The sequence below is a fragment of the Pseudomonas sp. LA5 genome, from assembly GCF_028640825.1.
Classification (GTDB): domain Bacteria; phylum Pseudomonadota; class Gammaproteobacteria; order Pseudomonadales; family Pseudomonadaceae; genus Chryseomonas; species Chryseomonas aestiva.
This window is the reverse complement of record NZ_JAQYZY010000039.1, coordinates 96,201-120,971: the sequence shown is the minus strand read 5'-3', so window position 1 is coordinate 120,971 and position 24,771 is coordinate 96,201. Positions and strand designations below refer to the sequence as shown.

General features: G+C 65.7%; 29 protein-coding genes and 1 tRNA gene. 17 read left to right on the top strand and 13 right to left on the bottom strand.

Annotated features, from left to right (window positions below):
* Positions 1-29: 29 nt before the first annotated feature.
* The gene (locus PVZ72_RS15430; RefSeq protein WP_187980537.1) at positions 30-329 is read right to left on the bottom strand and encodes an accessory factor UbiK family protein; all 300 of its coding nucleotides are present in this window, start codon (positions 327-329) and stop codon (positions 30-32) included.
* Positions 330-722: 393 nt separating this feature from the next.
* Between PVZ72_RS15430 and glnK the strand changes: the two genes are divergently transcribed.
* From glnK to sutA, 4 genes are all read left to right on the top strand, one after another.
* Positions 723-1,061 carry a P-II family nitrogen regulator gene (glnK, locus tag PVZ72_RS15425; protein ID WP_003096476.1) on the top strand — a complete coding sequence of 113 codons (339 nt, stop codon included), beginning with the start codon at positions 723-725 and terminating at the stop codon, positions 1,059-1,061.
* 48 nt (positions 1,062-1,109) lie between these two features.
* The gene (locus tag PVZ72_RS15420; protein ID WP_133861998.1) at positions 1,110-2,450 is read left to right on the top strand and encodes an ammonium transporter; all 1,341 of its coding nucleotides are present in this window, start codon (positions 1,110-1,112) and stop codon (positions 2,448-2,450) included.
* Positions 2,451-2,622: 172 nt separating this feature from the next.
* Positions 2,623-3,042, top strand: a complete 420-nt coding sequence (locus tag PVZ72_RS15415) for a secondary thiamine-phosphate synthase enzyme YjbQ (protein WP_273862395.1) — start codon at positions 2,623-2,625, stop codon at positions 3,040-3,042.
* A 71-nt stretch (positions 3,043-3,113) separates the two neighbouring features.
* On the top strand, positions 3,114-3,446 hold the full coding sequence (gene sutA / locus PVZ72_RS15410; protein ID WP_133861997.1) for a transcriptional regulator SutA: 333 nt from the start codon (positions 3,114-3,116) through the stop codon (positions 3,444-3,446).
* Between the two features lie 263 nt (positions 3,447-3,709).
* On the opposite strand, the gene PVZ72_RS15405 is transcribed toward sutA, so the two are convergent.
* Complete coding sequence (locus tag PVZ72_RS15405) at positions 3,710-4,045, bottom strand: hypothetical protein (RefSeq protein ID WP_273862394.1); 336 nt, start codon at positions 4,043-4,045, stop codon at positions 3,710-3,712.
* A 210-nt stretch (positions 4,046-4,255) separates the two neighbouring features.
* Positions 4,256-4,468: a hypothetical protein gene (locus tag PVZ72_RS15400; protein ID WP_133861995.1), complete on the bottom strand. Its 213-nt coding sequence runs from the start codon at positions 4,466-4,468 to the stop codon at positions 4,256-4,258.
* Between the two features lie 307 nt (positions 4,469-4,775).
* Between PVZ72_RS15400 and PVZ72_RS15395 the strand changes: the two genes are divergently transcribed.
* On the top strand, positions 4,776-5,114 hold the full coding sequence (locus PVZ72_RS15395; RefSeq protein ID WP_133861994.1) for a cupin domain-containing protein: 339 nt from the start codon (positions 4,776-4,778) through the stop codon (positions 5,112-5,114).
* A gap of 184 nt (positions 5,115-5,298) precedes the next feature.
* On the opposite strand, the gene PVZ72_RS15390 is transcribed toward PVZ72_RS15395, so the two are convergent.
* From PVZ72_RS15390 to PVZ72_RS15375, 4 genes are all read right to left on the bottom strand, one after another.
* Positions 5,299-5,374, bottom strand: a tRNA-Phe gene (locus PVZ72_RS15390).
* An 87-nt stretch (positions 5,375-5,461) separates the two neighbouring features.
* A complete protein-coding gene (locus PVZ72_RS15385; RefSeq protein ID WP_017639567.1) occupies positions 5,462-5,734 on the bottom strand; it encodes an oxidative damage protection protein in 273 nt (90 codons plus the stop codon).
* Positions 5,731-6,795, bottom strand: coding sequence for an A/G-specific adenine glycosylase (gene mutY, locus PVZ72_RS15380; protein ID WP_273862393.1), 1,065 nt, complete (start codon positions 6,793-6,795; stop codon positions 5,731-5,733). Before mutY ends, PVZ72_RS15385 begins: the two co-directional genes overlap by 4 nt.
* Positions 6,792-9,011 (bottom strand): AsmA family protein, encoded by a 2,220-nt coding sequence (locus PVZ72_RS15375; protein ID WP_273862392.1) that lies wholly within the window; start codon positions 9,009-9,011, stop codon positions 6,792-6,794. The genes mutY and PVZ72_RS15375 overlap by 4 nt, the downstream gene beginning before the upstream one ends.
* Before the next feature lie 295 nt (positions 9,012-9,306).
* On the opposite strand from PVZ72_RS15375, the gene PVZ72_RS15370 reads away from it, so the two are divergent.
* From PVZ72_RS15370 to PVZ72_RS15330, 9 genes are all read left to right on the top strand, one after another.
* Positions 9,307-10,971: an OFA family MFS transporter gene (locus tag PVZ72_RS15370; protein WP_133861991.1), complete on the top strand. Its 1,665-nt coding sequence runs from the start codon at positions 9,307-9,309 to the stop codon at positions 10,969-10,971.
* A gap of 144 nt (positions 10,972-11,115) precedes the next feature.
* Positions 11,116-11,709: an imidazoleglycerol-phosphate dehydratase HisB gene (hisB, locus tag PVZ72_RS15365; RefSeq protein ID WP_058768514.1), complete on the top strand. Its 594-nt coding sequence runs from the start codon at positions 11,116-11,118 to the stop codon at positions 11,707-11,709.
* Complete coding sequence (gene hisH, locus PVZ72_RS15360; RefSeq protein WP_183632598.1) at positions 11,709-12,347, top strand: imidazole glycerol phosphate synthase subunit HisH; 639 nt, start codon at positions 11,709-11,711, stop codon at positions 12,345-12,347. The genes hisB and hisH overlap by 1 nt, the downstream gene beginning before the upstream one ends.
* Positions 12,347-12,604: a DUF2164 domain-containing protein gene (locus PVZ72_RS15355; protein ID WP_007159788.1), complete on the top strand. Its 258-nt coding sequence runs from the start codon at positions 12,347-12,349 to the stop codon at positions 12,602-12,604. The genes hisH and PVZ72_RS15355 overlap by 1 nt, the downstream gene beginning before the upstream one ends.
* Before the next feature lie 31 nt (positions 12,605-12,635).
* Positions 12,636-13,373, top strand: a complete 738-nt coding sequence (hisA, locus tag PVZ72_RS15350) for a 1-(5-phosphoribosyl)-5-[(5-phosphoribosylamino)methylideneamino]imidazole-4-carboxamide isomerase (protein WP_007159787.1) — start codon at positions 12,636-12,638, stop codon at positions 13,371-13,373.
* 10 nt (positions 13,374-13,383) lie between these two features.
* Positions 13,384-14,166 carry an imidazole glycerol phosphate synthase subunit HisF gene (hisF, locus tag PVZ72_RS15345; RefSeq protein WP_007159785.1) on the top strand — a complete coding sequence of 261 codons (783 nt, stop codon included), beginning with the start codon at positions 13,384-13,386 and terminating at the stop codon, positions 14,164-14,166.
* Positions 14,167-14,195: 29 nt separating this feature from the next.
* Entirely contained in the window at positions 14,196-14,954 is a 759-nt protein-coding gene (locus PVZ72_RS15340; protein ID WP_133861987.1) for a substrate-binding periplasmic protein, read from the top strand.
* A 49-nt stretch (positions 14,955-15,003) separates the two neighbouring features.
* Entirely contained in the window at positions 15,004-15,765 is a 762-nt protein-coding gene (locus tag PVZ72_RS15335) for a substrate-binding periplasmic protein (protein ID WP_064306835.1), read from the top strand.
* 225 nt (positions 15,766-15,990) lie between these two features.
* Entirely contained in the window at positions 15,991-16,752 is a 762-nt protein-coding gene (locus PVZ72_RS15330) for a substrate-binding periplasmic protein (protein WP_133861985.1), read from the top strand.
* Positions 16,753-16,776: 24 nt separating this feature from the next.
* On the opposite strand, the gene PVZ72_RS15325 is transcribed toward PVZ72_RS15330, so the two are convergent.
* From PVZ72_RS15325 to PVZ72_RS15310, 4 genes are all read right to left on the bottom strand, one after another.
* Positions 16,777-17,538 (bottom strand): divergent polysaccharide deacetylase family protein, encoded by a 762-nt coding sequence (locus tag PVZ72_RS15325; RefSeq protein WP_133861984.1) that lies wholly within the window; start codon positions 17,536-17,538, stop codon positions 16,777-16,779.
* The gene (locus tag PVZ72_RS15320) at positions 17,535-18,878 is read right to left on the bottom strand and encodes a S41 family peptidase (RefSeq protein ID WP_007159780.1); all 1,344 of its coding nucleotides are present in this window, start codon (positions 18,876-18,878) and stop codon (positions 17,535-17,537) included. The genes PVZ72_RS15325 and PVZ72_RS15320 overlap by 4 nt, the downstream gene beginning before the upstream one ends.
* Before the next feature lie 29 nt (positions 18,879-18,907).
* On the bottom strand, positions 18,908-20,191 hold the full coding sequence (locus tag PVZ72_RS15315) for a murein hydrolase activator EnvC family protein (protein WP_133861982.1): 1,284 nt from the start codon (positions 20,189-20,191) through the stop codon (positions 18,908-18,910).
* A gap of 133 nt (positions 20,192-20,324) precedes the next feature.
* Positions 20,325-20,936 (bottom strand): NAD(P)-dependent oxidoreductase, encoded by a 612-nt coding sequence (locus PVZ72_RS15310; RefSeq protein ID WP_187980532.1) that lies wholly within the window; start codon positions 20,934-20,936, stop codon positions 20,325-20,327.
* A 182-nt stretch (positions 20,937-21,118) separates the two neighbouring features.
* On the opposite strand from PVZ72_RS15310, the gene PVZ72_RS15305 reads away from it, so the two are divergent.
* Genes PVZ72_RS15305 through secB form a run of 3 tightly spaced genes read left to right on the top strand, consistent with a single transcriptional unit; the run spans position 21,119 to position 22,326 of the window.
* The gene (locus PVZ72_RS15305; RefSeq protein WP_133861980.1) at positions 21,119-21,538 is read left to right on the top strand and encodes a rhodanese-like domain-containing protein; all 420 of its coding nucleotides are present in this window, start codon (positions 21,119-21,121) and stop codon (positions 21,536-21,538) included.
* 41 nt (positions 21,539-21,579) lie between these two features.
* The gene (gene grxC / locus PVZ72_RS15300; protein WP_133861979.1) at positions 21,580-21,834 is read left to right on the top strand and encodes a glutaredoxin 3; all 255 of its coding nucleotides are present in this window, start codon (positions 21,580-21,582) and stop codon (positions 21,832-21,834) included.
* A 27-nt stretch (positions 21,835-21,861) separates the two neighbouring features.
* Complete coding sequence (secB, locus tag PVZ72_RS15295) at positions 21,862-22,326, top strand: protein-export chaperone SecB (protein ID WP_007159775.1); 465 nt, start codon at positions 21,862-21,864, stop codon at positions 22,324-22,326.
* Between the two features lie 76 nt (positions 22,327-22,402).
* Here the strand turns inward: secB and rarD are convergent, their stop codons facing one another.
* Both rarD and PVZ72_RS15285 read right to left on the bottom strand, forming a co-directional pair.
* Positions 22,403-23,323, bottom strand: coding sequence for an EamA family transporter RarD (gene rarD, locus PVZ72_RS15290; protein ID WP_273862391.1), 921 nt, complete (start codon positions 23,321-23,323; stop codon positions 22,403-22,405).
* 391 nt (positions 23,324-23,714) lie between these two features.
* Positions 23,715-24,689 carry a serine/threonine protein kinase gene (locus PVZ72_RS15285; RefSeq protein WP_273862390.1) on the bottom strand — a complete coding sequence of 325 codons (975 nt, stop codon included), beginning with the start codon at positions 24,687-24,689 and terminating at the stop codon, positions 23,715-23,717.
* Positions 24,690-24,771: the final 82 nt, after the last annotated feature.

Below are 24,771 nucleotides of genomic sequence, written 5' to 3'. Positions count from 1 at the left end.
GCTGCACCATCCTGGCGCGCCCTTGGGGATCAATCGGCGGGCGCGACGTCCGTGGCCGGGGTGATCGGCGGCTTGACCTCGGCGGTCTGCGGCTTTTCCAGCTCGGTCAGGCGTGCCTCGAGGGCCTCCAGGCGCGCACGGGTGCGGGCCAGCACGGCCATCTGGGCATCGAATTCGTCACGGCTGACCACATCGAGCTTGCTCAGAGCACCTTGCAGCAGGGCCTTGAACTGGCTCTCGATCTCGGCCTTGGGTAGCGGCGAGTCCTGACCGAACAGCCGGCTGGCCTGCTGAGTCAGGGAATCGAACAGCGAACGGGTCGTGGACATGGTTTATCCCCTGCAATGGATCAAGGCGCGAGTGTAGCACAGCGGGGTGTGCCACCCCGGGCAGCGCCTCTGCACCGCTTTGGTGCCAGTCCCGTGCCAGAGCTGTTCGCTGTTGGTGCAAAGTCCTGCCCGCCGGGCCGAGCGTTGCCCCTTCAGGAGGCGCGCCAGGCGGGCTGGCGCCCGAAATCCGTACGCCTTCACAAACCTGGCAAGCTTTCTGCTACTGCCGATGCAGAGACGGGCGTCAGAGGCGCCTGGGGTAGAGGCGCCCTCTGGCCGCTTCTGCCGTAACCACGGCGATTACCACGTCAACGGTTAAACAGACGGTCACTGCGCTAGACTTGGGCCGGGGTTTGTTTTCCTGGGGCCAGTCAACTCAATCGGGAGAAGTTCATGAAACTAGTCACCGCCATCATCAAGCCGTTCAAGCTCGACGACGTGCGTGAGTCGCTGTCCGAGATCGGTGTGCAAGGCATCACCGTTACCGAGGTCAAGGGCTTTGGCCGTCAGAAGGGCCACACCGAGCTCTATCGCGGCGCCGAATACGTCGTCGACTTCCTGCCCAAGGTCAAGATCGACGTCGCCATCGCCGACGATCAGCTCGACCGCGTCATCGAGGCCATCACCAAGGCCGCCAACACCGGCAAGATCGGTGACGGCAAGATCTTCGTGGTGAATCTCGAGCAGGCAATCCGCATCCGCACCGGCGAAACCGACACAGACGCCATCTGACGCGCTAACCGACCGCCCAACCCCACACGAGCCCCAGGAGAAACAACGATGACTCTGCGCACCTACGCAGGGCTAGGAGCCCTCATGTCTTTCGTAGCGCTGCCGGGCCTGGCCATGGCCCAGGAAGCGGCTGCGGCACCAGCCATCAACAGCGGGGATACGGCCTGGATGCTGGTCTCGACAGCCCTGGTGCTGTTCATGACCATCCCGGGTCTCGCGCTGTTCTATGGCGGCATGGTGCGTGCCAAGAACGTCCTCTCGGTGATGATGCAGTGCTTCGCCATCACCGGTCTCATCAGCATCCTGTGGATGGTCTACGGCTACAGCCTGGCCTTCGACACCACCGGCATGGAGAAAGGCGTCACCAACTTCAATTCCTTCATCGGCGGTCTGGGCAAGGCCTTCCTGTCCAGTCTGCAACATGATGCCGTGACCTCGGCCACCGCCCTGTTCCCGGAAAGCGTCTTCGTCACCTTCCAGATGACCTTCGCCATCATCACCCCGGCGCTGATCGTCGGTGCCTTCGCCGAGCGCATGAAGTTCTCCGCCATGCTGGTCTTCACCGGCCTGTGGTTCACCTTCGTCTACGCGCCCATCGCCCACATGGTCTGGAGCGGTGACGGCGGCCTGATGTGGGACTGGGGCGTACTGGACTTCGCTGGCGGCACCGTGGTGCACATCAACGCCGGTGTGGCCGGTCTGGTCGCGGCCCTGGTCCTGGGCAAGCGCAAGGGCTATCCCACCACTCCCATGGCTCCGCACAACCTGGGCTATACCCTGGTCGGTGCCGCCATGCTGTGGGTCGGCTGGTTCGGCTTCAATGCCGGTTCCGCCGCCGCTGCCAACGGCACGGCCGGCATGGCCATGCTGACCACCCAGATCGCCACCGCCGCTGCCGCCCTGGGCTGGATGTTCGCTGAGTGGATCACCCACGGTAAGCCGAGCGCCCTGGGCATCGCCTCCGGCGTGGTCGCCGGTCTGGTCGCCATCACCCCGGCCGCCGGTACCGCCGGTCCCATGGGCGCCCTGATCATCGGCCTGGCCGCTGGCGTGATCTGCTTCTTCACCGCCACCAGCCTCAAGCGCAAGCTTGGCTACGACGACTCCCTGGACGCCTTCGGCGTGCACGGCATCGGCGGCATCGTCGGCGCCCTGCTGACCGGTGTCTTCGCCGCCCCGTCCCTGGGTGGCTTCGGCACCGTCACCGATATCGGCGCCCAGCTGTTCATCCAGTTCAAGGGCGTGGCCTTCACCATCGTCTACACCGGTATCGTCACCTTCGTGATCCTCAAGGTGCTGGACGTGGTCATGGGTCTGAGAGTCAACGAGGAAGAGGAAACCGTGGGTCTGGACCTCACCCTGCACAACGAGCGTGGCTACAACCTGTAAGCCGCCGCTCTGGAAAAAGGCGCCGCGAGGCGCCTTTTTCATGTCCGCCATACGGCTGGAACAACCGCCATCCTGCTGTGTCTAGACTGCACGCCAGCGGTGTGCAATCACCGCTTTGCTTTTCCGATCGTCGCGCTAGAATGCGCGCCCAGTCAGTCGGCGGGGGTTGTTCATGTGGCTGCAGCGGAGCTTTTCCCTGCGCGCGCGCGCGCGTGGTTTCCATCTCGTCACCGCTGAGGTGCTGGAGCAACTGCCCGAGCTTGGCGAGTGCCGGATCGGCCTGCTGCACCTCTGGCTGCAGCACACCTCGGCCTCGCTGACCATCAATGAGAATGCCGATGGAGCGGTGCGGCGCGACTTCGAGCGGTTCTTCAATCAGCTGGTGCCCCAGGGGCAGGCCGGTTATGAACACGACTACGAAGGGCCGGACGACCTGCCCGCGCATTTCAAGAGCAGTCTGCTCGGCTGCAGCCTGAGTCTACCGATCCAGGCAGGGCGCCTGGCCTTGGGAACCTGGCAGGGCATCTATCTGGGCGAGCATCGCGACCAGGGTGGCGCACGGCGCCTGATCGCGACACTGCAAGGCGAATAGCCAGGAATTTTTTTTAGGAGGCCGCGTCAAAACGCGCGGTCCGATTTTGCCAAAGTCTGTGGAGGCGGTTTATGAGCGACGAAGATATGGAGCAGGACGACCTGGAGACAGGCGCGGAAGAAGAGGGCGATAACGAAGACTTCGCTGCCGCAACCGACGACGCCGAGCAAGAGGAGAGCGGGGAAAGCGAAGCGCCCGCGTCCGGGAGCAAGGCCAAGAAGAAGCGTGAAGTCGAGCCCGAGGAACTGCCTTCGGTGGAAGCCAAGCAGCGCGAGCGGGATGCGTTGGAAAAGGCCATGCAGGACTTCCTGGCCCGTGGTGGCAGGGTTCAGGAGATCGACGCCAATGTAGTCGCCGATCCGCCCAAGAAGCCTGACAGCAAATATGGCAGTCGTCCTATCTAGGACCTTGCCATACCGCCTTCGAAACCCCGCCTCGGCGGGGTTTCGTCTATCTGACGATTACAGCAGGACCATCACCATGATGAAGCCGGTGAAGGCCGCAGCCATGGTCGCAAGGCAAGCCATGCAGATTACATCATCTCTCTCATACATGTTGGCAGCGCCCTAAAGCCTAATGGGTGATGGCATTCTGCTCCTATGGCAAACATCTCCCTGTGTGGCTCATCGCAAAAGGCCATCATCTCGCCGCCGTGATGCCAAGCAGTTCACCAATGGCGGGGCGGACCGTAATAGGGTCGGGGTTCATAGGCCGGCTGGTAGGGGTAGTAGCCCCGCGGTACCGGTCGCCAGTGGGGGGCGCCATAACCCGGTTGTGGGTAGGGCTGGTAATAGCTGTAGGGATAGCGATCCCTGCGGTAATAGGGGTGATGCCGGTGATGCCGTCGAAATTCGCCTGCCGGCAGGAATTCGCCGCCCTCGGCGACCACCGCGGGGTGGTTTGCCCAGGGTTGCCCCTGGTCAGGACCCTCGTAGGCGGCAGCCAGGCTGCTGGCGGTCAGGGTGGCGGTCAACAGCAGAATCAGCGACGCTCGCGATGCCATGGTGCTCTCCTCGCGGCGCTCGATAGGCCGCGTCACCATGAAACACCTTTGGCGGTCAGCGGACGTCAGGCCAGGTAAAGGTCCGGTAAGGCCGCCCGCCGGCTCAGGCCCAGTCCAGGCCCTGCATGCCCACGGCGACGATGAGCGCCATGGCCAAGAGACCGATGCCGCACATCAGGATGGTCAGCTCCAGCTGATCCAGACGCCGCTTCATCCCTGCCACCAGTGCCATAAGGTAAAACCGATCAGCGCCATGACCAGGCCGAGAAACAACCGGTTCAGCCAGAGGCTGACGCCGTTCAGGAGTCTGAGCCAGAAGGGTGCGGTGGGCTCGACGGCAAGCGGACCGGGCTGAGCGACGGCTTCCTGAGCGAGAACACCGGGCAGGGTGGGAGCGACAAGGGGGATCGAGGGGATGGGCATGCAGTGAGCGCCTCCGTGCGCCTTATGCGAGGTCTGGCTGCGCCCTATGGCCAGCCAAGGTCGAGCGGCGTCCTGAACAGGCTGCCACTTCTGCGCTCGATCATCGCCGAAATCCTCTACCGCCGGGGGACGACCTCGTGAAAAGGTCGGGCGGATCGCACTCTTTACCGCAAATGGCAGAGCACCTGAGGCCATGATGGCGACTCCTGGGGGACGCAGATCCCTGCGAGACTTGAGCGCCTGATCGGACCGGCGCAGTCTGGACGACCTTAGCGCGCCTAGGCGCGAGGCCCAGCGAGAAAACGTCATGCTCAATCTGTTTCGCGACCTGCCCGATGCCTCCGCGGCGGAAGTGTTCACCTCCCTGCTGGAGCGACCTGGCTGCCGCATCGAGCGGATCGTCTCCCAGGGCCAGACGACGCCGGCGGAGGCGCCCTGGCGGCAGGCCCATGAGGAATGGGTGCTGCTGCTGAAGGGCGCTGCACGGATCGCCCTGGAGGGGCGGGAGGTGGTGCTCGAACCGGGCAGTACGCTGTTTATCCCGGCTGATACCGAGCACTGGGTGACCTACACCGATCCCGCGGTCGCTACGGTGTGGCTGGCGATCCATCTCGGTGCGGTGGACGGGGCTCCAGCACCCACCTGAAGCGACACTCGGACTCTTCCGGCCAGGCACCAACGGCTCGGGTCACTGCAAGGGCGTCCTGAGCGGCAGGTGAAGGGCGCGCTCGGCCTTTGGATGCGAGCGGGTAAGAATCGCAGGCACAAAAAAACCGGCGCTAGGCCGGTTTCTCTGATTTCCAGATCCCGCAGGATCCGGAAGCTTGTCTTGGTGCCCAGGGACGGAATCGAACCGCCGACACGGGGATTTTCAATCCCCTGCTCTACCAACTGAGCTACCTGGGCAACGGGGCGCATTAAAAGCGTTTCTCGACCTTGTGTCAACAGTGAGCCCAAAAAATATTTAGATTTTTCGGGCGCTTAGCCGTCGACTCAGGCGCTGGGAGGTACGTAACCCTCGGCCTGGGCGTAGTCTTCACCGGACAGGAACTTGTCCATCTCGGCCTGCAGGAACTTGCGATCCTCGGCGTTCATCATGTTCAGCCGGCGCTCGTTGATGAGCATGGTCTGGTGCTTCTGCCACTCTTCCCAGGCCTGCTTGGAGACGTGCTGATAGATGTCTTCGCCCTTGGCGCCGGGATAGGGCGGGCGATCGAGGGCGGGCAGCTCCTGCTTGTGCTTGCGGCACATCACGGTGCGGGTCATGCGGGTTCTCCTTTGAGCGCCTGCTCGGCGCGCTTGAGCAGTTTCTGCACCGGGGCGGCAAGGCCCAGGCGCGGCGGGGAGGCGAGGTTATACCAAAGCCAGTCGCCCTCGGCCACGCGGTGCTGGCGGTGGTCCACCTGTACCAGCCAGGGTTCGATGGCCAGCTGGAAGTGGCTGAAGGTGTGCACCAGGCCGGGAAGCGCCTGACGTTCGTCGATGACCAGGCCCTGGCGTTCGGCGAGGGCTTCGAGCTCGGCCGCATCGGCCACTTCCGGCGGCCCCCAGAGACCGCCCCAGAGACCGGTCGAGGGGCGACGCTGCAGGAGTACGGAATTGGCGTCGTTGACGAACAGCGGCATCAGCGTCTGTCGTTGTGGCAGGGTCTTGCGCGGCTTGGGCGTGGGAAAGGCGGTTTCCTGGCCCTGCAGATGGGCGCGGCAGCCCGGCTTGACCGGACACAGCAGGCAGCTGGGCTTGCTGCGGGTGCAGAGGGTGGCGCCCAGGTCCATCATCGCCTGGGTGTAGGGGCCGACCCGCTCGTGGGGCATCAGGCGATCGGCCACTTCCCACAGGCGGCGGGCCACGGCGGGTTCGCCGGGATAGCCGGCGGTGGCGGTGTAGCGGGCCAGGACGCGTTTGACGTTGCCGTCGAGGATCGGGGCGCGGATGTCCATGCTCAGACTGGCGATGGCGCCGGCGGTGGAGCGGCCGATGCCGGGCAATTCGGCCAGGGCTTCGACGCTGCGGGGGAATTCGCCGCCATGACGCTCCACCACGGTCTTGGCGGCCTTGTGCAGGTTGCGCGCGCGGCTGTAGTAGCCGAGCCCGGTCCAGAGGTGCAGGACCTCGTCTTCCGCAGCCGCGGCCAGGGCCTCGACGGTGGGCAGCGCCTGCATGAAGCGATCGAAATAGCCCAGGACGGTGGCGACCTGGGTCTGCTGGAGCATGATCTCCGAGACCCAGACGCGATAGGGCGTCACGCCCTGTTGCCAGGGCAGGTCCTTGCGACCGTGCAGGTCATACCAGGCCAGCACGGCGGTACCAAAGTCGTCATCAGTCATCGACGTTGCAGCAGCCCTCGGATGGCATTCTGGATGTCGGGGCTGATCTTATCACCGAGCTTCTCTTCGATTTTTTCGTTCAGACGATTGCCGGCGGCGCGGGCGACGATCTGGCCCATGGCCTCGCGATCCAGGCGGCAGGCCTTGGCGCCCAGCTCCAGGGGGCCGCGGCACTGCAGGGGCCACTCGATATCCGCATAGCGCTCGCCGACCTGGCAGCCAGGGTCGGAAGCGGCGTTGGTGTCGCCCTGCACGGTGATGCCCAGCCGATAGTCCAGGCCGAGGGTGCGCAGGTCGATGTCGCCCGCGCCCTTCACCGCAAGGCCGGGCACGCTGACGCTGAGGTCCTGGTTGCGGGCCACGCCGTTGACGATGCTGAGGCTGCCGCTCAACTGGCGGAAGGGGGTGTTCTGGCCGCCATGGGGCAGCTCCAGCGGCTTGCGGTTGAGCAGGGCGATGCCCTGGCACAGCTGGCTTTCGACATTGGCGTCGATCAGCTGGCCGTTGCGCAGGGCGAAGCGCGCGGTACCGCCCAGGTTGTCGATCAGGGTGCGCTGGCTGGCGCCCGAGCTGCGCAGGTCGGCGTCCAGATCGAGCTGGCCTTCCACCGGCGGCTTCTGGCCCTGGGCCTGGAGGATGCGCTCCACCGGTACGCCCTTGATGCGCTCGCGGGCGGTCAGTTGCGGCTGGGCGCCGCGCACGTCGAGGGCGCCGTTGGCTTCGAAGCGACCACCGAACAGCTCGCCTTCCAGGGCGCTGAGCTGCAGTTGGCCGTCAGCGGCCCTGGCCTTGAGGCTGGCGCCCTCGAAGGGCAGGCGATTGAGGGTCAGGTGCTGCAGGCCGAGGTCGACCTCGGCGTCCAGGCTGCGCAGGCGCTCCACCGGCAGCAGGGTTTCCTGACTCCAGGCGTGCTGGGTCGGCGCCTCGGGCAGCGGCGAGTTGCCCTGGGCGGCGATGGCGTCGACCTGGGCGACCTCTTCCTGGCGCGCGCCATTGGCCTGGCGCGCCGCGGCGGCCTTGGCCGGCAGGTAGCGATCCAGGTCCAGGCGATCGCCGCTGAGCTGGATGCGCAAGGCGCGGCGGGCGATGTCGGCGATGGCGACGCGGCCCTTGAGGGTGCTGTCGTCCAGCTGGAAGTTGAAGTCGTCCAGCGCCAGGGCGTTGCGGCTGGCCTGCACCTGGGCATTCATCTCGAAGCGCTGCAGGGTCTTGGTATCGGCCATGGCCGGCAATTCGACGCCGATACTGTCGAGGAAGGCGCGCAGGTCCAGGCGGGCGATGGAGACACGCCCGGCCAGCTGTGGATCGCTCTCCAGACCGGTCAGCTTGAGATCACCGAGGGCCTTGAGGTCGTTGGCGGTGAGCTTGAGGCTGGTCCACTCGGCGGTCTGGGCGCGGCGGTCGACGGCCAGCTGGCCGCTGGCGGAATAGTTGACCAGCTTGCCGTTGAAGGGCTCGCCACTGGCGTCGCCGGTCAGCTGGAGATCATCCAGGGCGTACTGCTGGCTGGCCGGATCGAAGCGGAATTTGCCATTGAGCAGCACGGTGGCGTTGACCGGCGGCTGGGTGGTGCTGGCGGTGCCGGCCAGCTTGATGGGAATGGGCGTGCCGGCGTAGATGGCCCCGGTCTCCAGGTCGATACCCTCGAAGGCATAGCGGGCGCCGTTGCGGGCATCGCTGTATTCGACCCGGGAATTGCGCACGGTCAGGCTCTCGACATTGAGCTTGAGCGGCTGGCGTCCCGTGGTCGACTCGCCCGAGGTACCCGTGGCGGTATCAGCCGGCGCGGCGCCCGGGTCCGCCTTGGGCGCCGGGCGGCCGATCTCGGCCCAGTTGGTGCGACCCTGGTCATCGCGGCTGGCGGTGAGGTCCAGACCGTCGATCTTGATGTCGCTCATCTCCAGGTCGCGGCGCAGCAGCAGCGGCAGCAGGCGGACCGAGAGGATCAGCCGCTGCACCTGCGCCAGCTGGCGATCGGGGGTGGCGGCGCTGGCCAGGGTGGCATCGTGCAGTTCGACCCCCAGCCAGGGGAACAGACTCCAGCCGATATCCCCCTTGAGCTGCAGGTCGACGTTGGCCTTGTCGCGCGCCAGCTGGCGGATCTCGTCCTTGTAGTCGTTGGGATCGACCAGGTGGGTGAGGGCGAAGCCTACGGCGACCAGCAGGAGCAGCAGGCCGACGAGGACGATACCCAGCACTTTGGCGAAAGCTTTCATGACGAGGAAATTCCTGTTCCGACGGGCGATGGCGCGACTGGCCAGTATAGGGGCTCGGTCGCGCCCGATGACATCGAGGTGTCGGCGCTGTGACAGCCGTGGTACTCGCCCGTTTCGTCGGATGGCTGATGCCGCCCGTACCCTGGCAAATGAGCAGGGCTGGCAGTTGGCTAGGGTGCGCTTTAATGTCGCGCACCTCTGGTCGGTTGGCGCCGTTTCTTTGACTCGTTTACGGGGAAGCGTGCAGGGAATGTCCACCGGCCTGGACGCAATACACTAGAAAAGGGCTGAACCCATGAGCACTACTCTCACTGCTGGCGGTGTCGCTTCGGCACGTCCGGCTTTCCTTTCCAAGGAGCGCATCGTCGCCCGGCCCGGTTTCAACCGCTGGCTGGTCCCGCCGGCCGCCCTGGCCATCCACCTGTGCATCGGCATGGCCTACGGCTTCTCGGTCTTCTGGCTGCCGCTGTCCAAGGCGATCGGCATCACCGCCGCCGTGGCCTGCCCGGTGGAAATGGGCTTCTTCGAGCAGATCTTCAGTGCCACCTGTGACTGGAAGATCTCCCAGCTCGGCTGGATCTATACCCTGTTCTTCATCTTCCTCGGCTGCTCGGCCGCCCTGTTCGGTGGCTGGCTGGAACACGCCGGTCCGCGCAAGGCCGGGGTCGTCTCGGCCCTGTGCTGGTGCGGTGGTCTGCTGATCTCCGCGCTGGGCATCTATACCCACCAGATCTGGATGCTGTGGCTGGGTTCGGGCGTGATCGGCGGTATCGGTCTGGGCCTGGGCTACATCTCGCCAGTGTCGACCCTGATCAAGTGGTTCCCGGACAAGCGCGGCATGGCGACCGGCATGGCCATCATGGGCTTCGGTGGCGGCGCCATGGTGGGTGCACCCCTGGCCGACGCCCTGATGCGTCACTTCGCTTCGGCCACCGAAATCGGTGTCTGGCAGACCTTCCTGGTCATGGCGGTGATCTACTTCGTGTTCATGCTGAGCGGTGCCCTGGGCTACCGCGTACCGCCGACCGGCTGGAAGCCCGCGGGCTGGACGCCGTCCACCAAGAAGGCCGGCAGCAACATGATCACCAATCGCCACGTCCACGTGAGCAAGATCTGGGGCATCCCGCAATTCTGGCTGGTCTGGGCCGTGCTCTGCCTGAACGTGACCGCCGGCATCGGCATCATCGGCATGGCCTCGCCGCTGCTGCAGGAAGTCTTCGGTGGCCGTCTGCTGGGCAATGGCCTGGCCTACGGTGAACTCAGCGCCGATCAGCTCAAGCAGATCGCCGCCATCGCCGCCGGCTTCACCGGCCTGCTGAGCCTGTTCAACATCGGCGGTCGCTTCTTCTGGGCATCCTTCTCCGATTACATCGGCCGCAAGATGACCTATTTCGTCTTCTTCACCCTGGGCTTCGTGCTCTATGCCATCGTGCCCTGGACCGGTCACCTGGGCAGCGTGGCGTTGTTCGTCTTCGCCTTCTGCCTGATCCTGTCCATGTACGGCGGCGGTTTCGCCACCGTGCCGGCCTACCTGGCCGACCTGTTCGGTACCCAGATGGTCGGTGCCATTCACGGTCGCCTGCTCACCGCCTGGGCTGCCGCCGGCGTCTTCGGTCCGGTGCTGGTCAACTACCTGCGCGAGTACCAGCTGAGCATGGGCATCCCCCGCGCCCAGGTGTACGACATCACCCTGTACATCCTGGCCGGTCTGCTGGTGCTGGGCTTCATCTGCAACCTGCTGGTGCGTCCGGTCGCCGACAAGCACTTCATGACCGAGGCCGAACTCGCCGTCGAGCGCGCCAATGGCCATGACAGCAACGCCGGCAGCGCTCAGGTGCTGGAGTGGAGCGCCGATCCCAAGACCAAGCCGCTGGCCATCGCCGCCTGGCTGGCCGTGGGCATCCCGCTGGCCTGGGGCATCTGGATCACCCTGCAAAAGACCGCCGCCCTGTTCAGCTGAGTCGCAGCCGAACCGGACGGTAACCGGGCGTCCCCAGGCGGGCGCCCCTCGCGGCGGGACGCCTCGTCCCGCCGCGCTTTCGATCCAGCCCCCGCGCCCCTATAATATCGGCCCTTTCGCCCACCGATTTTCGCGGAGCAGGCTATGGCCGAACGCAAGGCAACCGTCGAGCGCAACACCCTGGAAACCCAGGTCAAGGTATCCCTGGATCTGGACGGCACGGGCGCAGCGCGCTTCGACACCGGGGTCCCCTTCCTCGAGCACATGCTCGACCAGATCGCCCGCCATGGGCTGATCGACCTCGATATCCACTGCCGCGGCGACCTGCACATCGACGACCACCACACGGTGGAAGACATCGGCATCACCCTCGGCCAGGCCTTCGCCAAGGCCGTCGGCGACAAGAAGGGCATCCAGCGCTACGGCCATGCCTATGTGCCCCTGGACGAGGCCCTGTCGCGGGTGGTCATCGACTTCTCCGGCCGACCCGGACTGCACTGGAACGTGCCCTTCACCCGCGCCACCGTGGGGCGCATGGACGTCGACCTGTTCCTCGAATTCTTCCAGGGCTTCACCAATCACGCCCAGGTGACCCTGCACGTCGACAACCTGCGCGGCGTCAACAGCCACCACCAGATCGAGACGGTGTTCAAGGCCTTTGGCCGCGCCCTGCGCATGGCCCTCAGTGAAGATCCGCGCATGGCCGGTGTCATGCCCTCCACCAAGGGGTGCCTGTGATGCAGACGGTAGCCGTCATCGACTATGGCATGGGCAACCTGCACTCCGTGGCCAAGGCCCTGGAGCACGCCGGTAGCCACCAGGTGCTGGTGACCGGCGATCCCGCGGTGATCCGCGAGGCGGACCGCATCGTGCTGCCCGGCGTCGGCGCCATCCGCGACTGCATGGCCGAGATCCGCCGGCAGGGCATCGATGAACTGGTGCGCGAAGTCAGCCAGGACCGGCCCTTCCTCGGCGTCTGCGTCGGCATGCAGGCGCTGATGCAGCGCAGCGAAGAGAATGGCGGCGTGGACTGCATCGGCCTGTTTCCCGGCGCCGTGCGCCGCTTCCCGGGCGGCATGCAGGAAGAGGGCGAGACCCTCAAGGTGCCGCACATGGGCTGGAACGAGGTCAGCCATGTGCTCGACCATCCGCTCTGGCACAGCATCCCTGATCGCGCCCGCTTCTATTTCGTGCACAGCTTCTATGTCGAGGCCGGCAATCCGCGCCAGGTGGTCGGTCGCGGCCATTACGGCCTGGACTTCGCCGCGGCGCTGGCCGACGGCTCGCGCTTCGCCACCCAGTTCCACCCCGAGAAGAGCGCCGACTGCGGTCTGCAGCTCTATGCCAACTTCCTCGCCTGGGACGGCCGCTGGTAATGGCGCGCAAGCCGCCCGCGCCGCTGGTGACGCTCGAGCCCGAGCAGAGCCAGCGCCTGGTCACGGCCTTGCAGACCCTGCTGGACGATCGCTTCGAGGTCCGCCTGGGACGGTTCGAAGTCGAGGAATTGCTGGATTTCTTCGCCCGCGAGTGCGGGCCGCTGTACTACAACAAGGCGGTTGCCGACGTGCAGACCCTGCTCAGGGAGCGTGTCGACAGCCTGGAAAGCGACATCTGGGCGCTGGAAAAGCCCTAGATCGCCCTCACCCCCGAGCCAAGGTATTGCCATGCTGATCATCCCCGCCATCGACCTCAAGGACGGTGCCTGTGTCCGCCTGCGCCAGGGGCGCATGGAAGATTCCACCGTGTTCTCCGACGATCCCGTGGCCATGGCCGCCCAGTGGGTCGACGGCGGCTGCCGCCGGCTGCACCTGGTGGATCTCAACGGCGCCTTCGAAGGCCAGCCGGTCAATGGCGAGGTGGTCACCGCCATCGCCAGGCGCTATCCCGGCCTGCCGATCCAGATCGGCGGCGGCATCCGCTCGCTGGAGACCATCGAGCACTATGTGCGTGCCGGCGTCAGCTACGTGATCATCGGCACCAAGGCGGTCAAGCAGCCGGAATTCGTCGCTGAGGCCTGCCGCGCCTTCCCCGGCAAGGTCATCGTCGGCCTGGATGCCAAGGACGGCTTCGTCGCCACCGACGGCTGGGCCGAGGTCAGCGAGCTGCAGGTCACCGACCTGGCCCGTCGCTTCGAAGCCGACGGCGTCAGCGCCATCGTCTACACCGACATCGCCCGCGACGGCATGATGCAGGGCTGCAACGTGCCGGCCACCCGCGCCCTGGCCGAAGCCACCAGCATCCCGGTGATCGCCTCCGGCGGCATCCACAACCTGGGTGACATCCAGAACCTGCTCGACGCCCGCAGCCCGGGCATCATCGGCGCCATCACCGGCCGCGCGATCTACGAGGGCACCCTCGACGTCGCCGAAGCCCAGGCGCTGTGCGACAACTTCAAGGTCTGAGGACTCAGTCATGGCGCTGGCGAAACGCATCATCCCCTGCCTGGACGTGGACAATGGCCGCGTGGTCAAGGGCGTCAAGTTCGAGAATATCCGCGATGCCGGTGATCCGGTGGAGATCGCCCGCCGCTACAACGAGCAGGGCGCCGACGAGATCACCTTTCTCGACATCACCGCCAGCCACCAGGGCCGCGATACCACCCTGCACACGGTGGAGCGCATGGCCAGCCAGGTGTTCATCCCGCTGACCGTGGGCGGTGGCGTGCGTACCGTGCAGGACATCCGCAACCTGCTCAACGCCGGTGCCGACAAGGTCTCGATCAACACCGCGGCGGTCTTCACCCCGGAGTTCGTCGGTGAAGCCGCGGCACGCTTCGGTTCCCAGTGCATCGTGGTGGCCATCGACGCCAAGCGCGTCAGCGGCCCCGGCGAAACCCCGCGCTGGGAGATCTTCACCCATGGCGGGCGCAAGCCCACCGGCCTCGACGCCGTGGCCTGGGCGCAGAAGATGGAAGGCCTGGGCGCCGGCGAGATCCTGCTCACCAGCATGGACCAGGACGGCATGAAGAACGGCTTCGACTTGGGCGTGACCCGCGCCGTCAGCGAGGCGGTGGGCATCCCGGTGATCGCCTCCGGCGGCGTCGGCAATCTGCAGCACCTGGCCGACGGCATTCTCGAAGGCAAGGCCTCTGCGGTACTGGCCGCAAGCATCTTCCATTTCGGCGAATGCACCATTCCCGAGGCTAAACGGTACCTGGCCGAAAAAGGGATTGTGATACGCTCCACAAAATCTTAAGCACCGGCGGTGCCGGCAGGGAGAGGGGCGTGCGCAAGGGAATCTGGGCCTGCTTGGCCGGTTTGCTGCTGGTATCCACCACGGTCAGGGCGGAGCTTCCGGCGGGTTATCAGCTGACGCTGCTGACGGAAAACTTCCCGCCCTACAACTTCTCCGTCGATGGCAAGAACTTCGCCCGCGAGGGCGAGCTCAAGGGCATCGCCGTCGACATGGTCCGCGAGATGTGTAAGCGGGCCGGCATCTCCTACAACCTCACCCTGAGATTTCCCTGGGAGCGGATCTACGGCATGGCCTTGGATCAGCCCGACCACGGCGTCTTCGTCACCGCCCGGCTGCCGGAGCGCGAGGGCCTGTTCAAATGGGTCGGTCCCATCGGCCCGGATGACTGGGTCCTGCTCGGTCGCGCCGACAGCCACCTGCAGCTGCGCAGCCTCGACGACGTCCGCAAGCAGCAGCTAAAGATCGGCGCCTACAAGGGCGACGCCATAGCCGAGAGTCTCGTCCAGCAGGGCTTCCAGCCGGATCTTGCGCTGCGCGATCAGGAAAACGTGCAGCGCCTGGTTAAGGGACAGATCGATGTCTGGGCCACCGGTGATCCCGCCGGTCGCTACCTGGCCCGCCAGGAAGACGTGACCGGACTCAAGATGCTGTTGCGCTTCAACAGCGGCGAGCTGTTCCTGGCGCTGAACAAGCAGACCCCCGACGAGGTGGTACAGAAGCTGCAGAAGGCCCTTGACGACATGCGCCAGAGCGGCGCGGTTCAGACCATCTTCAATCGATATCTGTGATCCCGGCGGGCCGAGCGATCGGCGCGGACGGTCGCCTGAGGAGAGAGCTATGCGCAAGTCCTGGTTGGCCATCGCCGCCGTGCTGTTGAGTTGCACCCTTGGCCTGGGGACAGCCCGGGCGGAATTGCCAGCGGGCTATCGCGTGGTGCTGCTGACCGAGAACTTCCCGCCCTTCAACATGGCGGTGGACGACAAGAACTTCGCGCGTGACGACGCCATCGACGGCATCAGCGCCGATCTGGTGCGCGAGATGTTCAAGCGCGCCGGGATCGACTACAACCTCTCGCTGCGCTTTCCCTGGGATCGCATCTACAACCTGACCCTGGAAAGCCCCAACTACGCGCTGTTCTCCGTGTCGCGCACCGAGTCCAGGCTGCCGCTGTTCAAGTGGGTCGGCCCGCTGGGCAAGACCCGCAAGGTGTTCATGGCGCTGTCCGGCAGCACCCTCAAGGTGCCAGACCTGGCCACGGCAGCCCGGCTGCGCGTCGGTGCCTACAAGAATTCCGCCGTGAGCCTGATGATTCAGGAAAAGGGCATCGTCCCCATCGACGCCCTGCGTGATCAGGAGAACATCGCCAAGTTGCAGAAGGGCGAGATCGACGTCTGGGCCACCACCGACGTGGTCGCCCGCTACCTGGCCAAGCAGCAGGGCGTCAGCAACCTGCAGACCCTGCTCAGCTTCCAGGAATCCGACCTCTACCTGGCCCTGAACAAGGACACCCCCGACGAGGTGGTGACCCGCCTGCAGCAGGCCCTGGATGCCATGCGCCGCGAAGGCCTGGTCGACAGCATCACCAACAACTATCTCTAGTGCGCCGCCGCGTGGCGGGCGCCTGGCGAGTTGCGCTGGAGGTAAGCATTCGCCAGCGTCCTGTCTGGACGCGAGGTGCCAGGGATTCCGCATGGCCCCGGCAGCTGGACGGGGCCGCGAAGCCTTGAGGATCGCGGTGAGGTCAGCCGCAGTGAGCGCTGAACGTTGTAAAGGGATACTCGACGAAACCTCGAAAATGCGGCCTTGCGTCGCCAGGGAGTTGTAATGCAAAAGCTGTGGTTGCGTCTTGCAGGGGTACTGCTGGGTTGCACGCTGGGCTTGACCCAGGCCCGTGCCGAGCTGCCGGATTACTATCAGGTCGTGCTCCTGACCGAGAATTACCCTCCCTTCAACATGTCGGTCGATGACAAGAACTTCGCCCGCGATGACGCCATCGACGGTATCGCCACCGATGTCGTCCGCGAGATGTTCAGGCGTGCGGGCATCAAGTACAGCCTTTCGCTGCGCTTCCCCTGGGATCGCATCTATCGGCTGACCCAGGAGACGCCCAACTACGGACTCTTCTCCGTCGCCTACACCGAGGCGCGCAAGGATCAGTTCAAATGGGTGGGACCCTTCGGCCGTTCGAGCTGGACCCTGCAGGCGCTGCCGGGCAGCAAGCTGGACATCAAGACGCTCAAGGACGCCGCCCGCTATCGCATCGGTGCCTATCGCAACGATGTGATCAGCAAGACGCTGACCGCCCAGGGCATTCCGGTCATCGACGCCCTGCGTGATCAGGAAAACGTCGACAAACTGGTGAAAGGCCAGATCGATATCTGGGCTACCGCCGATCCCGTCGGCCGCTATCTCGCCAAGCAGCAGGGGGTGACCGGCTTGCAGACGCTGCTTCGCTTCAACGAGGTGGATCAGTATCTGGCGCTGAACAAGGACACGCCTGACGAAGTGGTGACACGCCTGAAGGCGGCCCTGGAACAGATGCGCAGGGAAGGGGTGATCGACAGCATCACCAACAACTACCTCTGATGCCTGGAAGCCGTCCGCCCGTCGCTAGCGATAGCGACCGCTGCGGCCGTGCCCGGGCATGGCCTGGTTGGCGCGCAGGGCGATCATCTGCGGCAGGTCGATGACTTCCACGCCCTGGGCCTTGAGCAGGGGCAACTGCTGGGCCAGCACCGCCAGGGTTGCCGGGTGCGGATGGCCGATCAGCACCGCGCTGCCCTGGCGCTGGGCCAGCCGCACGCCTTCGGCCAGCTGGGCCGCCACCGCCGCCGGAGTGGCGTCGTTGTCGAGAAAGACATCGCGCGAGACGCTGGCCAGGCCGATCTTCTGGGCTTCCGCCGCAGCCACGGTGGCAGCGCTGGTGCGGCTGTCGAGAAACAGCAGGTGACGCTCCTGCAGGACCTGCATCAGCTCGGCCATGGCCGGTCGGTCCGCGGTCATGCGACTGCCTTCGTGATTGTTCACCCCATCCGCCTCGGGTACCCGCTCCAGCGCACGGTCCAGGCGTTGCAGGCGTTCGGCCGAAGACATCTCCGGATGCCAGGCATAGGGACCGCCGGCCGGGTCCATGGGCAGGTGCAGCAGTACGGTGCGTCCGGCACGGTGGGCGGCGGCGGCCAGTTCGGCGGCGTAGCGGGTCTCGGGGATGATCGCCAGGACCACCGGCGCGGGCAGTGCCAGGACCTGACGATCCCGGGCCGGATTCTGCCCGAGGTCGTCGATGACGATGGTCAGCTGCGCGGTGGCGGCCTGGGCAAGCGTGCCGACCAGGGCGAGCGCCCCGGCCAGTAGCCAGCGTCCAGCCCTCACGGGGTATGGGTGACGTTGAGTCCCTTGAGCAGCGACAGCGCCTGGGAGAGCTGGAAGTCGTCATCCTGCGGCCGTGGACTCTGGTTCGGCGCCTTGCTGCCGGTAGGCCGATCGGCGCCGCCATTGCCATTGCCCAGGTGACCGGCCAGATCGGCTTCGCGGAAGTATTCGTCGCCACCGCTCTGCGGGGTGACCTTGGCCGGCGCCACGGCGATGTCCGGAGTGATGCCCTGGGCCTGGATGGAGCGGCCGCTTGGCGTGTAGTAGAGCGCCGTGGTGAGCTTGAGCGCCCGGTCGTTGTTGAGCGGCAGCACCGTCTGCACCGAACCCTTGCCGAAGCTGTCGGTGCCCATGAGGATGCCGCGCTTGGAATCCTGCAGGGCGCCGGCGACGATCTCGGCGGCCGAGGCGCTGCCGCCGTTGATCAGCACCACCAGGGGCACCTTCTCGCTGGGATCGGCGGCATCGGCCGAGAAGCGCAATTCGGAATTGGGCAGGCGGCCCTTGGTGTAGACGATCAGGCCGTGGGTCATGAAGGCATCGGCCACCTCGACCGCCGACTGCAGCACCCCGCCCGGGTTGTTTCTCAGGTCGAGGATCAAGCCCTTGAGCTTGCCCTTGTTTTCCTGACGCAGCTTGGCGAGAGCCTTGACCGTCTCTTCGCCGGTATTCACCTGGAACTGCGAGATGCGCAGCAGGCCGTAGCCGGATTCGAGCAGCTGGCTCTTGACGCTGTTGACCTTGATCACCGCCCGCGCCAGCTTGACGTCGAATGGCTGGCCGCCACCGCGGACGATGGTCAGCACGATGGGGCTGCCCGGCTTGCCGCGCATCTTGTCGACCGCTTCGTTGATGGCCTGGCCCTTGGTCGGCTGGCCGTCGATCTTGACGATCAGATCGCCCGGTTGCAGGCGCGCCTTGGCCGCCGGGGTGTCGTCGATGGGCGAGACCACCTTGATGAAGCCGTTCTCCTGGCCGACTTCCAGGCCCAGACCGCCGAATTCACCGCTGGTAGTTTCCTGCAGTTCGGCGAAGTCTTTGGGTTCCAGATAGGCGGAATGCGGATCCAGGTTGCTGAGCATGCCCTTGATGGCGTTTTCCAGCAGGACCTTGTCCGACACCGGCTCCACATAGGCCGCCTTGATGCGGTCGAACACCTCGGCAAAGGTGCGCAGCTCGTCCAGCGGCAGCGGAGCGCTGGCCGGGGCCGCGGGCGCGGCGCCCGGTGCGACCGGCGTCACCGCAGCCGGCGTGCTCTGCGGCGATTGCGCCTGGACGACTCCGACGCCGCTGAACAGCAGGGCGAGGACCAGGACGGTGGGACGAAAGCGATGCGGCATGTGCAGCTCCTAAACCGAGGTGTGTCGCACTATCCCTGAGCACGGCACCAGATGACCGGGTCCGTCGGGCGGCCCTGTTGGCGGATGGCGAAGTACAAGGCGGAGGCTTCCTGACCGCCGCTGGCGCCGACGGTCGCGATGGCATCCCCGGCCTTGACCACGTCACCCGCAGACTTGAGCAGGCTCTGATTATGTCCGTACAGGCTGAGATAGCCATTCCCATGATCGATGATAACCAGCTGGCCGGCGCCTCTTAGCCAGTCGGCGAAGACCACTCGGCCGTCGTGCACCGCCTTGACCCGGGTGCCGGCCCCGGCCGCGATCAGGACACCGTCCCATTTCGCGCGGGGGTCGTCACCGCGGGCACTGCCGAAGCGGGCCACCAGACGGCCATCGACCGGCCAGGGCAGCTTGCCGCGGGCATTGGCGAAGGCGCCGCCATAGGCAGGTGCTGCACTAGACACCGCCAGCTCCGGGGCGTTCGAGGGGCGCGGGGCTTTCGGCTCGCTTTGCGCCTGGCGCCGTGCCGCTTCCCGCGCCTGGGCGGCGCGGGCTTCGGCCAGTTGTCGCTGCCGGGCTTCCTCGGCTTCGCGGGCCTGGCGCGCGAGGGTTTCCTCGATGGTCTTGAGCACCTTGTTCAGCGCTGCCTGATCCTGCTCGCGATTCTCGATCTCGCGACTCTTGTCGCGGTAGTCCGCGTTGATCTTGGCCAGCGCCGCCTGGCGCTCCTTGCGCACCTCGGCGAGCTCCGCCTGCCGCTTTTCCAGGTCTTCGCGGCGGGCGACCAGGTCGCCCTGTTCCTGCTGGATGCCCTGTTCCACCTCGCGCAACTCGCGCAGGGTGTCGTTGAAGCTGGCGAGCTGATCCAGGCGGGTGCGATTCAGGTAGTTGTAGTAGGTGAGGGTGCGGCTGACCTTTTCCGGATGCTCCTGGTTGAGCAGCAGCTTGAGGTATTCCTGGCGGCCGCTCTGGTAGGCGGCGCGCACCTGCACGGCGATCAGCTGTTGTTGCTCAGCGCGAGACTGGTCGAGCTTCTTCTTGCGCCCGTCCAGCTCTTGCAGCTTTTTTTCGCCGTTCTCCAGCTGCTTCTGCAGCGAGTCGACCTGCTTTTCCAGCTCGCCCATCTGGGTCTCGGTGCCCTGCAGCTGCTTCTGCACGCCGGACTTTTCGGCCTGCACCTGCTTGAGGACCTTCTGCATCTCCTGGATTTCCCGGCGGGTCTGCTCGATCTGCCGCTGGGTATCGGCGCGGTCGTCGGCCAGGGCGGGAGCGAGAACGCTGGCAAGCAGGAGAAGGGCGAGAACACGGCGCATGCGAGGTCGTACGTTTCTAGGGCGAAGCGCCTAGTATGCCCGTCACATCCGGCAAAAAAAACGGCAAGGTACGCCGTTCAGCGTTCACAGCCCGACCAGGCGGCCAGGCTGCGAACGAGAGGGCATTTCTACTTCAATAGCCGACGGTGAAGCGGGTGCGGTGATGAGCGGGCCGTTCGACCTCGTCCAGCAGGGCCACGGCGAAGTCCTCGTAGGAGATATGACTGTCGCCGGCCGCGTCGAACAGCAGGGCATCGTCGTCCAGGCGGAACCGCCCGGTACGGGTGCCGGGCGCGAAGACCATCTGCGGGCTGACGAAGACCCAGTCGAGGTCGCTCACCGTGCGCAAGGTGTCCAGGGTAGCGATGCCGGCTCCGGCTTCGCTGCGGTATTCAGCGGGAAAGGCTGGCGCATCGAACAGCCGCGAGCCGTCCGGCAGATTCAGGCTGGCGGCGCCGCCAACGATCAGCAGCCGCGGAATGCCGGTGGCGCGGGCGAAGTCGACCAGGGCGCTCGGCGCGAGGTCGGCGAATCTCAGGCTGCTGATCAGCACCTCATGACCGGCCAGGGCCGGGGCGGCCTGCAGATCGGTGACATCACCGGCGACCACCGTCAGGTCGGGCCGCGCCGCCAGGCGCGCGGGATTCCGTACCAGGGCGGTGACCCGGTGGCCGCGGGAGAGGGCTTCGTCGAGCAGGCGGCTGCCGACGTTGCCGGTGGCGCCGAGCAGGGCGATGGAGGTCATGGCTGGATTCCTCGGAAGTGAAGGGAAGCCAAGCCTAGGCAGAGCCGCGGAAGCCGCCAAGGAGGCAGTTCGAGATGAGCTGGTTACCTGCGGATAACCCGGGGCCGGCGAGGGTATGGCGCCATCGGGGGGCTGTGTATACTGGCCAGCATTTTTAGCCCTCCTTGGATAGCTCTTTCATTATGGAATTTATCGGTCGGGCGGTTGAATTCGCCACCCATCATCCGCTTCTCGTCGCCGCCTTCCTCGCCATCGTCGCCCTGATGCTGTTCAACGAGACCCGTCGTGGCGGGCGCAGCCTGTCCACCGGCGAACTCACCAACCTGCTCAACCGCGAGCAGGGCGTGGTCCTCGATATCCGTCCGAGCAAGGACTTCGCCGCCGGGCATATCGTCGGCGCGCTGAACATCGCTCAGGAGAAAGTCGCCAGCAGCCTGTCTCTACTGGAGAAGCACAAGGCCAAGACCCTGATCGTGGTGGACAGCGCCGGCCAGCAAGCCGGCGCCGTGTGCGGCGATCTGCAGAAGGCCGGCTTCACCGCCGCCCGGCTGAACGGCGGCATCGCCACCTGGCGTGCAGAGAATCTGCCCCTGGTGAAGTGAACCCCTAGCGTGGCCGCCCCATCGGCCACTGGAGACCGCGCATGTCTGACGTCGTCATCTATACCAGTGCCTGGTGTCCCTATTGCCATCGAGCCAAGCACCTGCTCGATCGCAAGAACGTGGCCTACCGGGAAGTCTCCGTCGATGGCCAGCCGGCGCTGCGCAGCGAGATGGCCCGCAAGGCCGGTCGCACCAGCGTGCCGCAGATCTGGGTCGGCAGCACCCACGTCGGCGGTTGCGACGAGCTCTATGCCCTAGACCGAAGCGGACGTCTCGATCCGCTGCTGTCCGCCTGACCAACACTCACAACTCAAGGCCCTACCATGACCGACCAAGCCAATGGCGCCCAGGAAGACGGCGCTCAGTTCTCCCTGCAGCGCATCTACATCCGCGACCTGTCCTTCGAGGCGCCCAAGAGCCCCGAGATCTTCCGTCAGGACTGGCAGCCCAACGTCAACCTGGACCTGGCCACCCGCCAGAAGACCCTGGGCGACGACTTCCACGAAGTGGTGCTGACCCTGACCGTCACCGTCAAGAACAACGAAGAGACCGCCTTCATCGCCGAAGTGCAGCAGGGTGGCATCTTCCTGATCAAGGGCCTGGACGCCGCCTCCATGGCCCATGCCCTGGGCGCCTTCTGCCCCAACATCCTGTTCCCCTACGCCCGTGAGGCGCTGGACAACATGGTGGTGCGTGGCTCCTTCCCCGCGCTGATGCTGCAGCCGGTGAATTTCGACGCCCTCTACGCCCAGGAACTGGCCCGCATGCAGACCGCTGGCGAAGCCTGATCGGCGCCGCTGCGGTACCGGACGCCCCTTGCGAGGGGCGTTCTGCTGTCCGGTCCCAGGTCTTTTTTTGGCGTGGCTAGGCCCTGTCTGCCTCTGGCTCGCGCGCCTTTGCGCCCGCTCTGAGCTTGCGGCTGGCGCGCCAGAGATCGAAGCTGAACACGGCCAGGCCCGTCCAGATGCAGCTGAAGGCGAACAGTCGCTCGCGCGGAAAGGGCTCGCCATAGAGCCAGACCGCCTGGATCAGCACCAGGGTCGGTGCCAGGTACTGCAGGAAGCCCAGCGTCGAATAGGGCAGCTTGCGCGCCGCGGCGTTGAAGCACAGCAGGGGAATCAGGGTGACCGGACCGGCCAGCACGATCAGCAGGCCCAGCGAGGACTGCCAGGTCTCGGCCTCCAGGCTCACCCCCGGGGTCAGCAGTGGCAGCGCGACCAGGGCGATCGGCACCAGCATCCAGCTCTCCACCACCATGCCCGGCAGGGCGGCCACCGGCGTCTGCCGCCGCACCAGGCCATAGAAGGCGAAGCTCAGCGCCAGCGCCAGGGAGACCCAGGGCAGTTGCCCCAGGGTCCACAGCTGCTGGGCCACGCCCAGCACCGCCAGGCCCACGGCGATCCACTGCAGCGGGCGCAGGCGCTCACCGAGAATCACCAGGGCGAGCAGGATGTTGACCAGCGGGTTGATGTAGTAGCCCAGGCTGGCCTCGACCACGTGGGCGTTGTTGACCGCCCAGATATAGACCAGCCAGTTGCAGGCCACCAGCGCGCCGGACACCGCCAGCCAGAGCAGCCGTCGCGGGTGGGCGCGCAACTCCGCCCACCAGCCGCGATGGCGCCAGACGAGCAGCAGGAGGGCGCTGAACAGGGCGGACCAGAGGATGCGCTGGAACAGGATCTCGGTCGCCGGCAGGGCCGCCAGCAGTTTGAAGAACAGCGGAAACAAGCCCCACAGCCCGTAGGCGGTAAGGCCCAGGGCGTAACCCTGGCGCAAGGCAGACATGAGGGATCCTTAGGCAGGCAACTTTCTTGTCCGGGCAGGATAGCTCAAGGGGCTGCGGGATGTCGGAATGGGTGGGGCTTCCTGTCGTCAGCCCTGGCAGGCTGGCATCCCGCCCTCGCGGCCATGGCAGTGCGCCGCTGCGTAGGCCGCAGGCATTGTCTGATCGCGGCCATGGTGGTCCGCCAATGCGGCCGCTCCTGGGGGTCAGGTTCCGGTAGGAGCGGCCCGTGGCTGCGATCAGTGTTGTAGCGTGGAAAACGGCACAGTCTTTTCCATTGAAGAGTTCATCGCAGGGCCTACCTTCACCCCGGCCCTCTCCCAAGGGGAGAGGGAGCATTGGCGCCTGTAGCGTGGAAAACGGCGCAGCCTTTTCCACTGAGTCGCACAAAGGCTAGAACAGTCGCAACGGCGCCTCGTCCAGCGCAGCGCGCTGTTCGCGCAGGGTGAGGATCTGGTCGCCCCAGTAGCGTTCGCTGCCGAACCAGGGAAAGCTCTTGGGAAAGGCCGGATCGTCCCAGCGGCGCGCCAGCCAGGCGCTGTAGTGCATCAGCCGCAGGGTGCGCAGTCCCTCGATCAGGGCCAGCTCGCGCGGCTGGAAATCGTGGAATTCCTCGTAGCCATCCATCAGCTCGGACAACTGCGTCAGCCGCTCCTGGCGATCGCCGGCCAGCAGCATCCAGAGATCCTGCATGGCCGGGCCGTGGCGGCAATCGTCGAGGTCGACCATATGGTAGGCATCATCGCGACAGAGCAGGTTGCCCGGATGGCAGTCGCCGTGCAGGCGGATGACGTCGTAGCTGACACTCTCGAAGAGTTCGTCGAGACGCAGGAGCAAGTCGCGCGCCACGGATTCATAGGCGGGCAGCAGGCTCTTGGGAATGAAATTGCCGGTGAGCAGGGTGTCCAGAGAGGCATGGCCGTAGCCCTGGACGTCCAGCGTCTCGCGGTACTGGAAGGGTCGGCTGGCGCCCACCGCATGCAGGCGACCGAGCAACTGGCCGAGGCGATGCAGCTGGTTGAGATCGCCTGGCTCCGGCGCGCGACCGCCACGGCGAGGAAAGAGTGCGAAGCGAAAGCCGGCATGGGTAAACAAAGTCTGGCCATCGCGCTGCAAGGGTGCGACCACGGGCACCTCGCGCTCTTCCAGTTCGGCGGAAAAGGCGTGCTCTTCCAGAATGGCCGCATCGGTCCAGCGATCCGGCCGATAGAACTTGGCGATCAGCGGGGTCTCGGCTTCGATGCCGATCTGATAGACGCGATTCTCGTAGCTGTTGAGCGCCAGTACCCGGGCATCGCTGAGATAGCCCAGGCTTTCGATGGCGTCGATGACCAGGTCGGGACTCAGATTTTCGAACGGATGAGACATGGCGCGCTCCTCGGTCACGGGGGACGATGGCGATTGCCACCCTGCATCCGGGAGATGCTAGCGCATGCCCGAGCCCCATGGC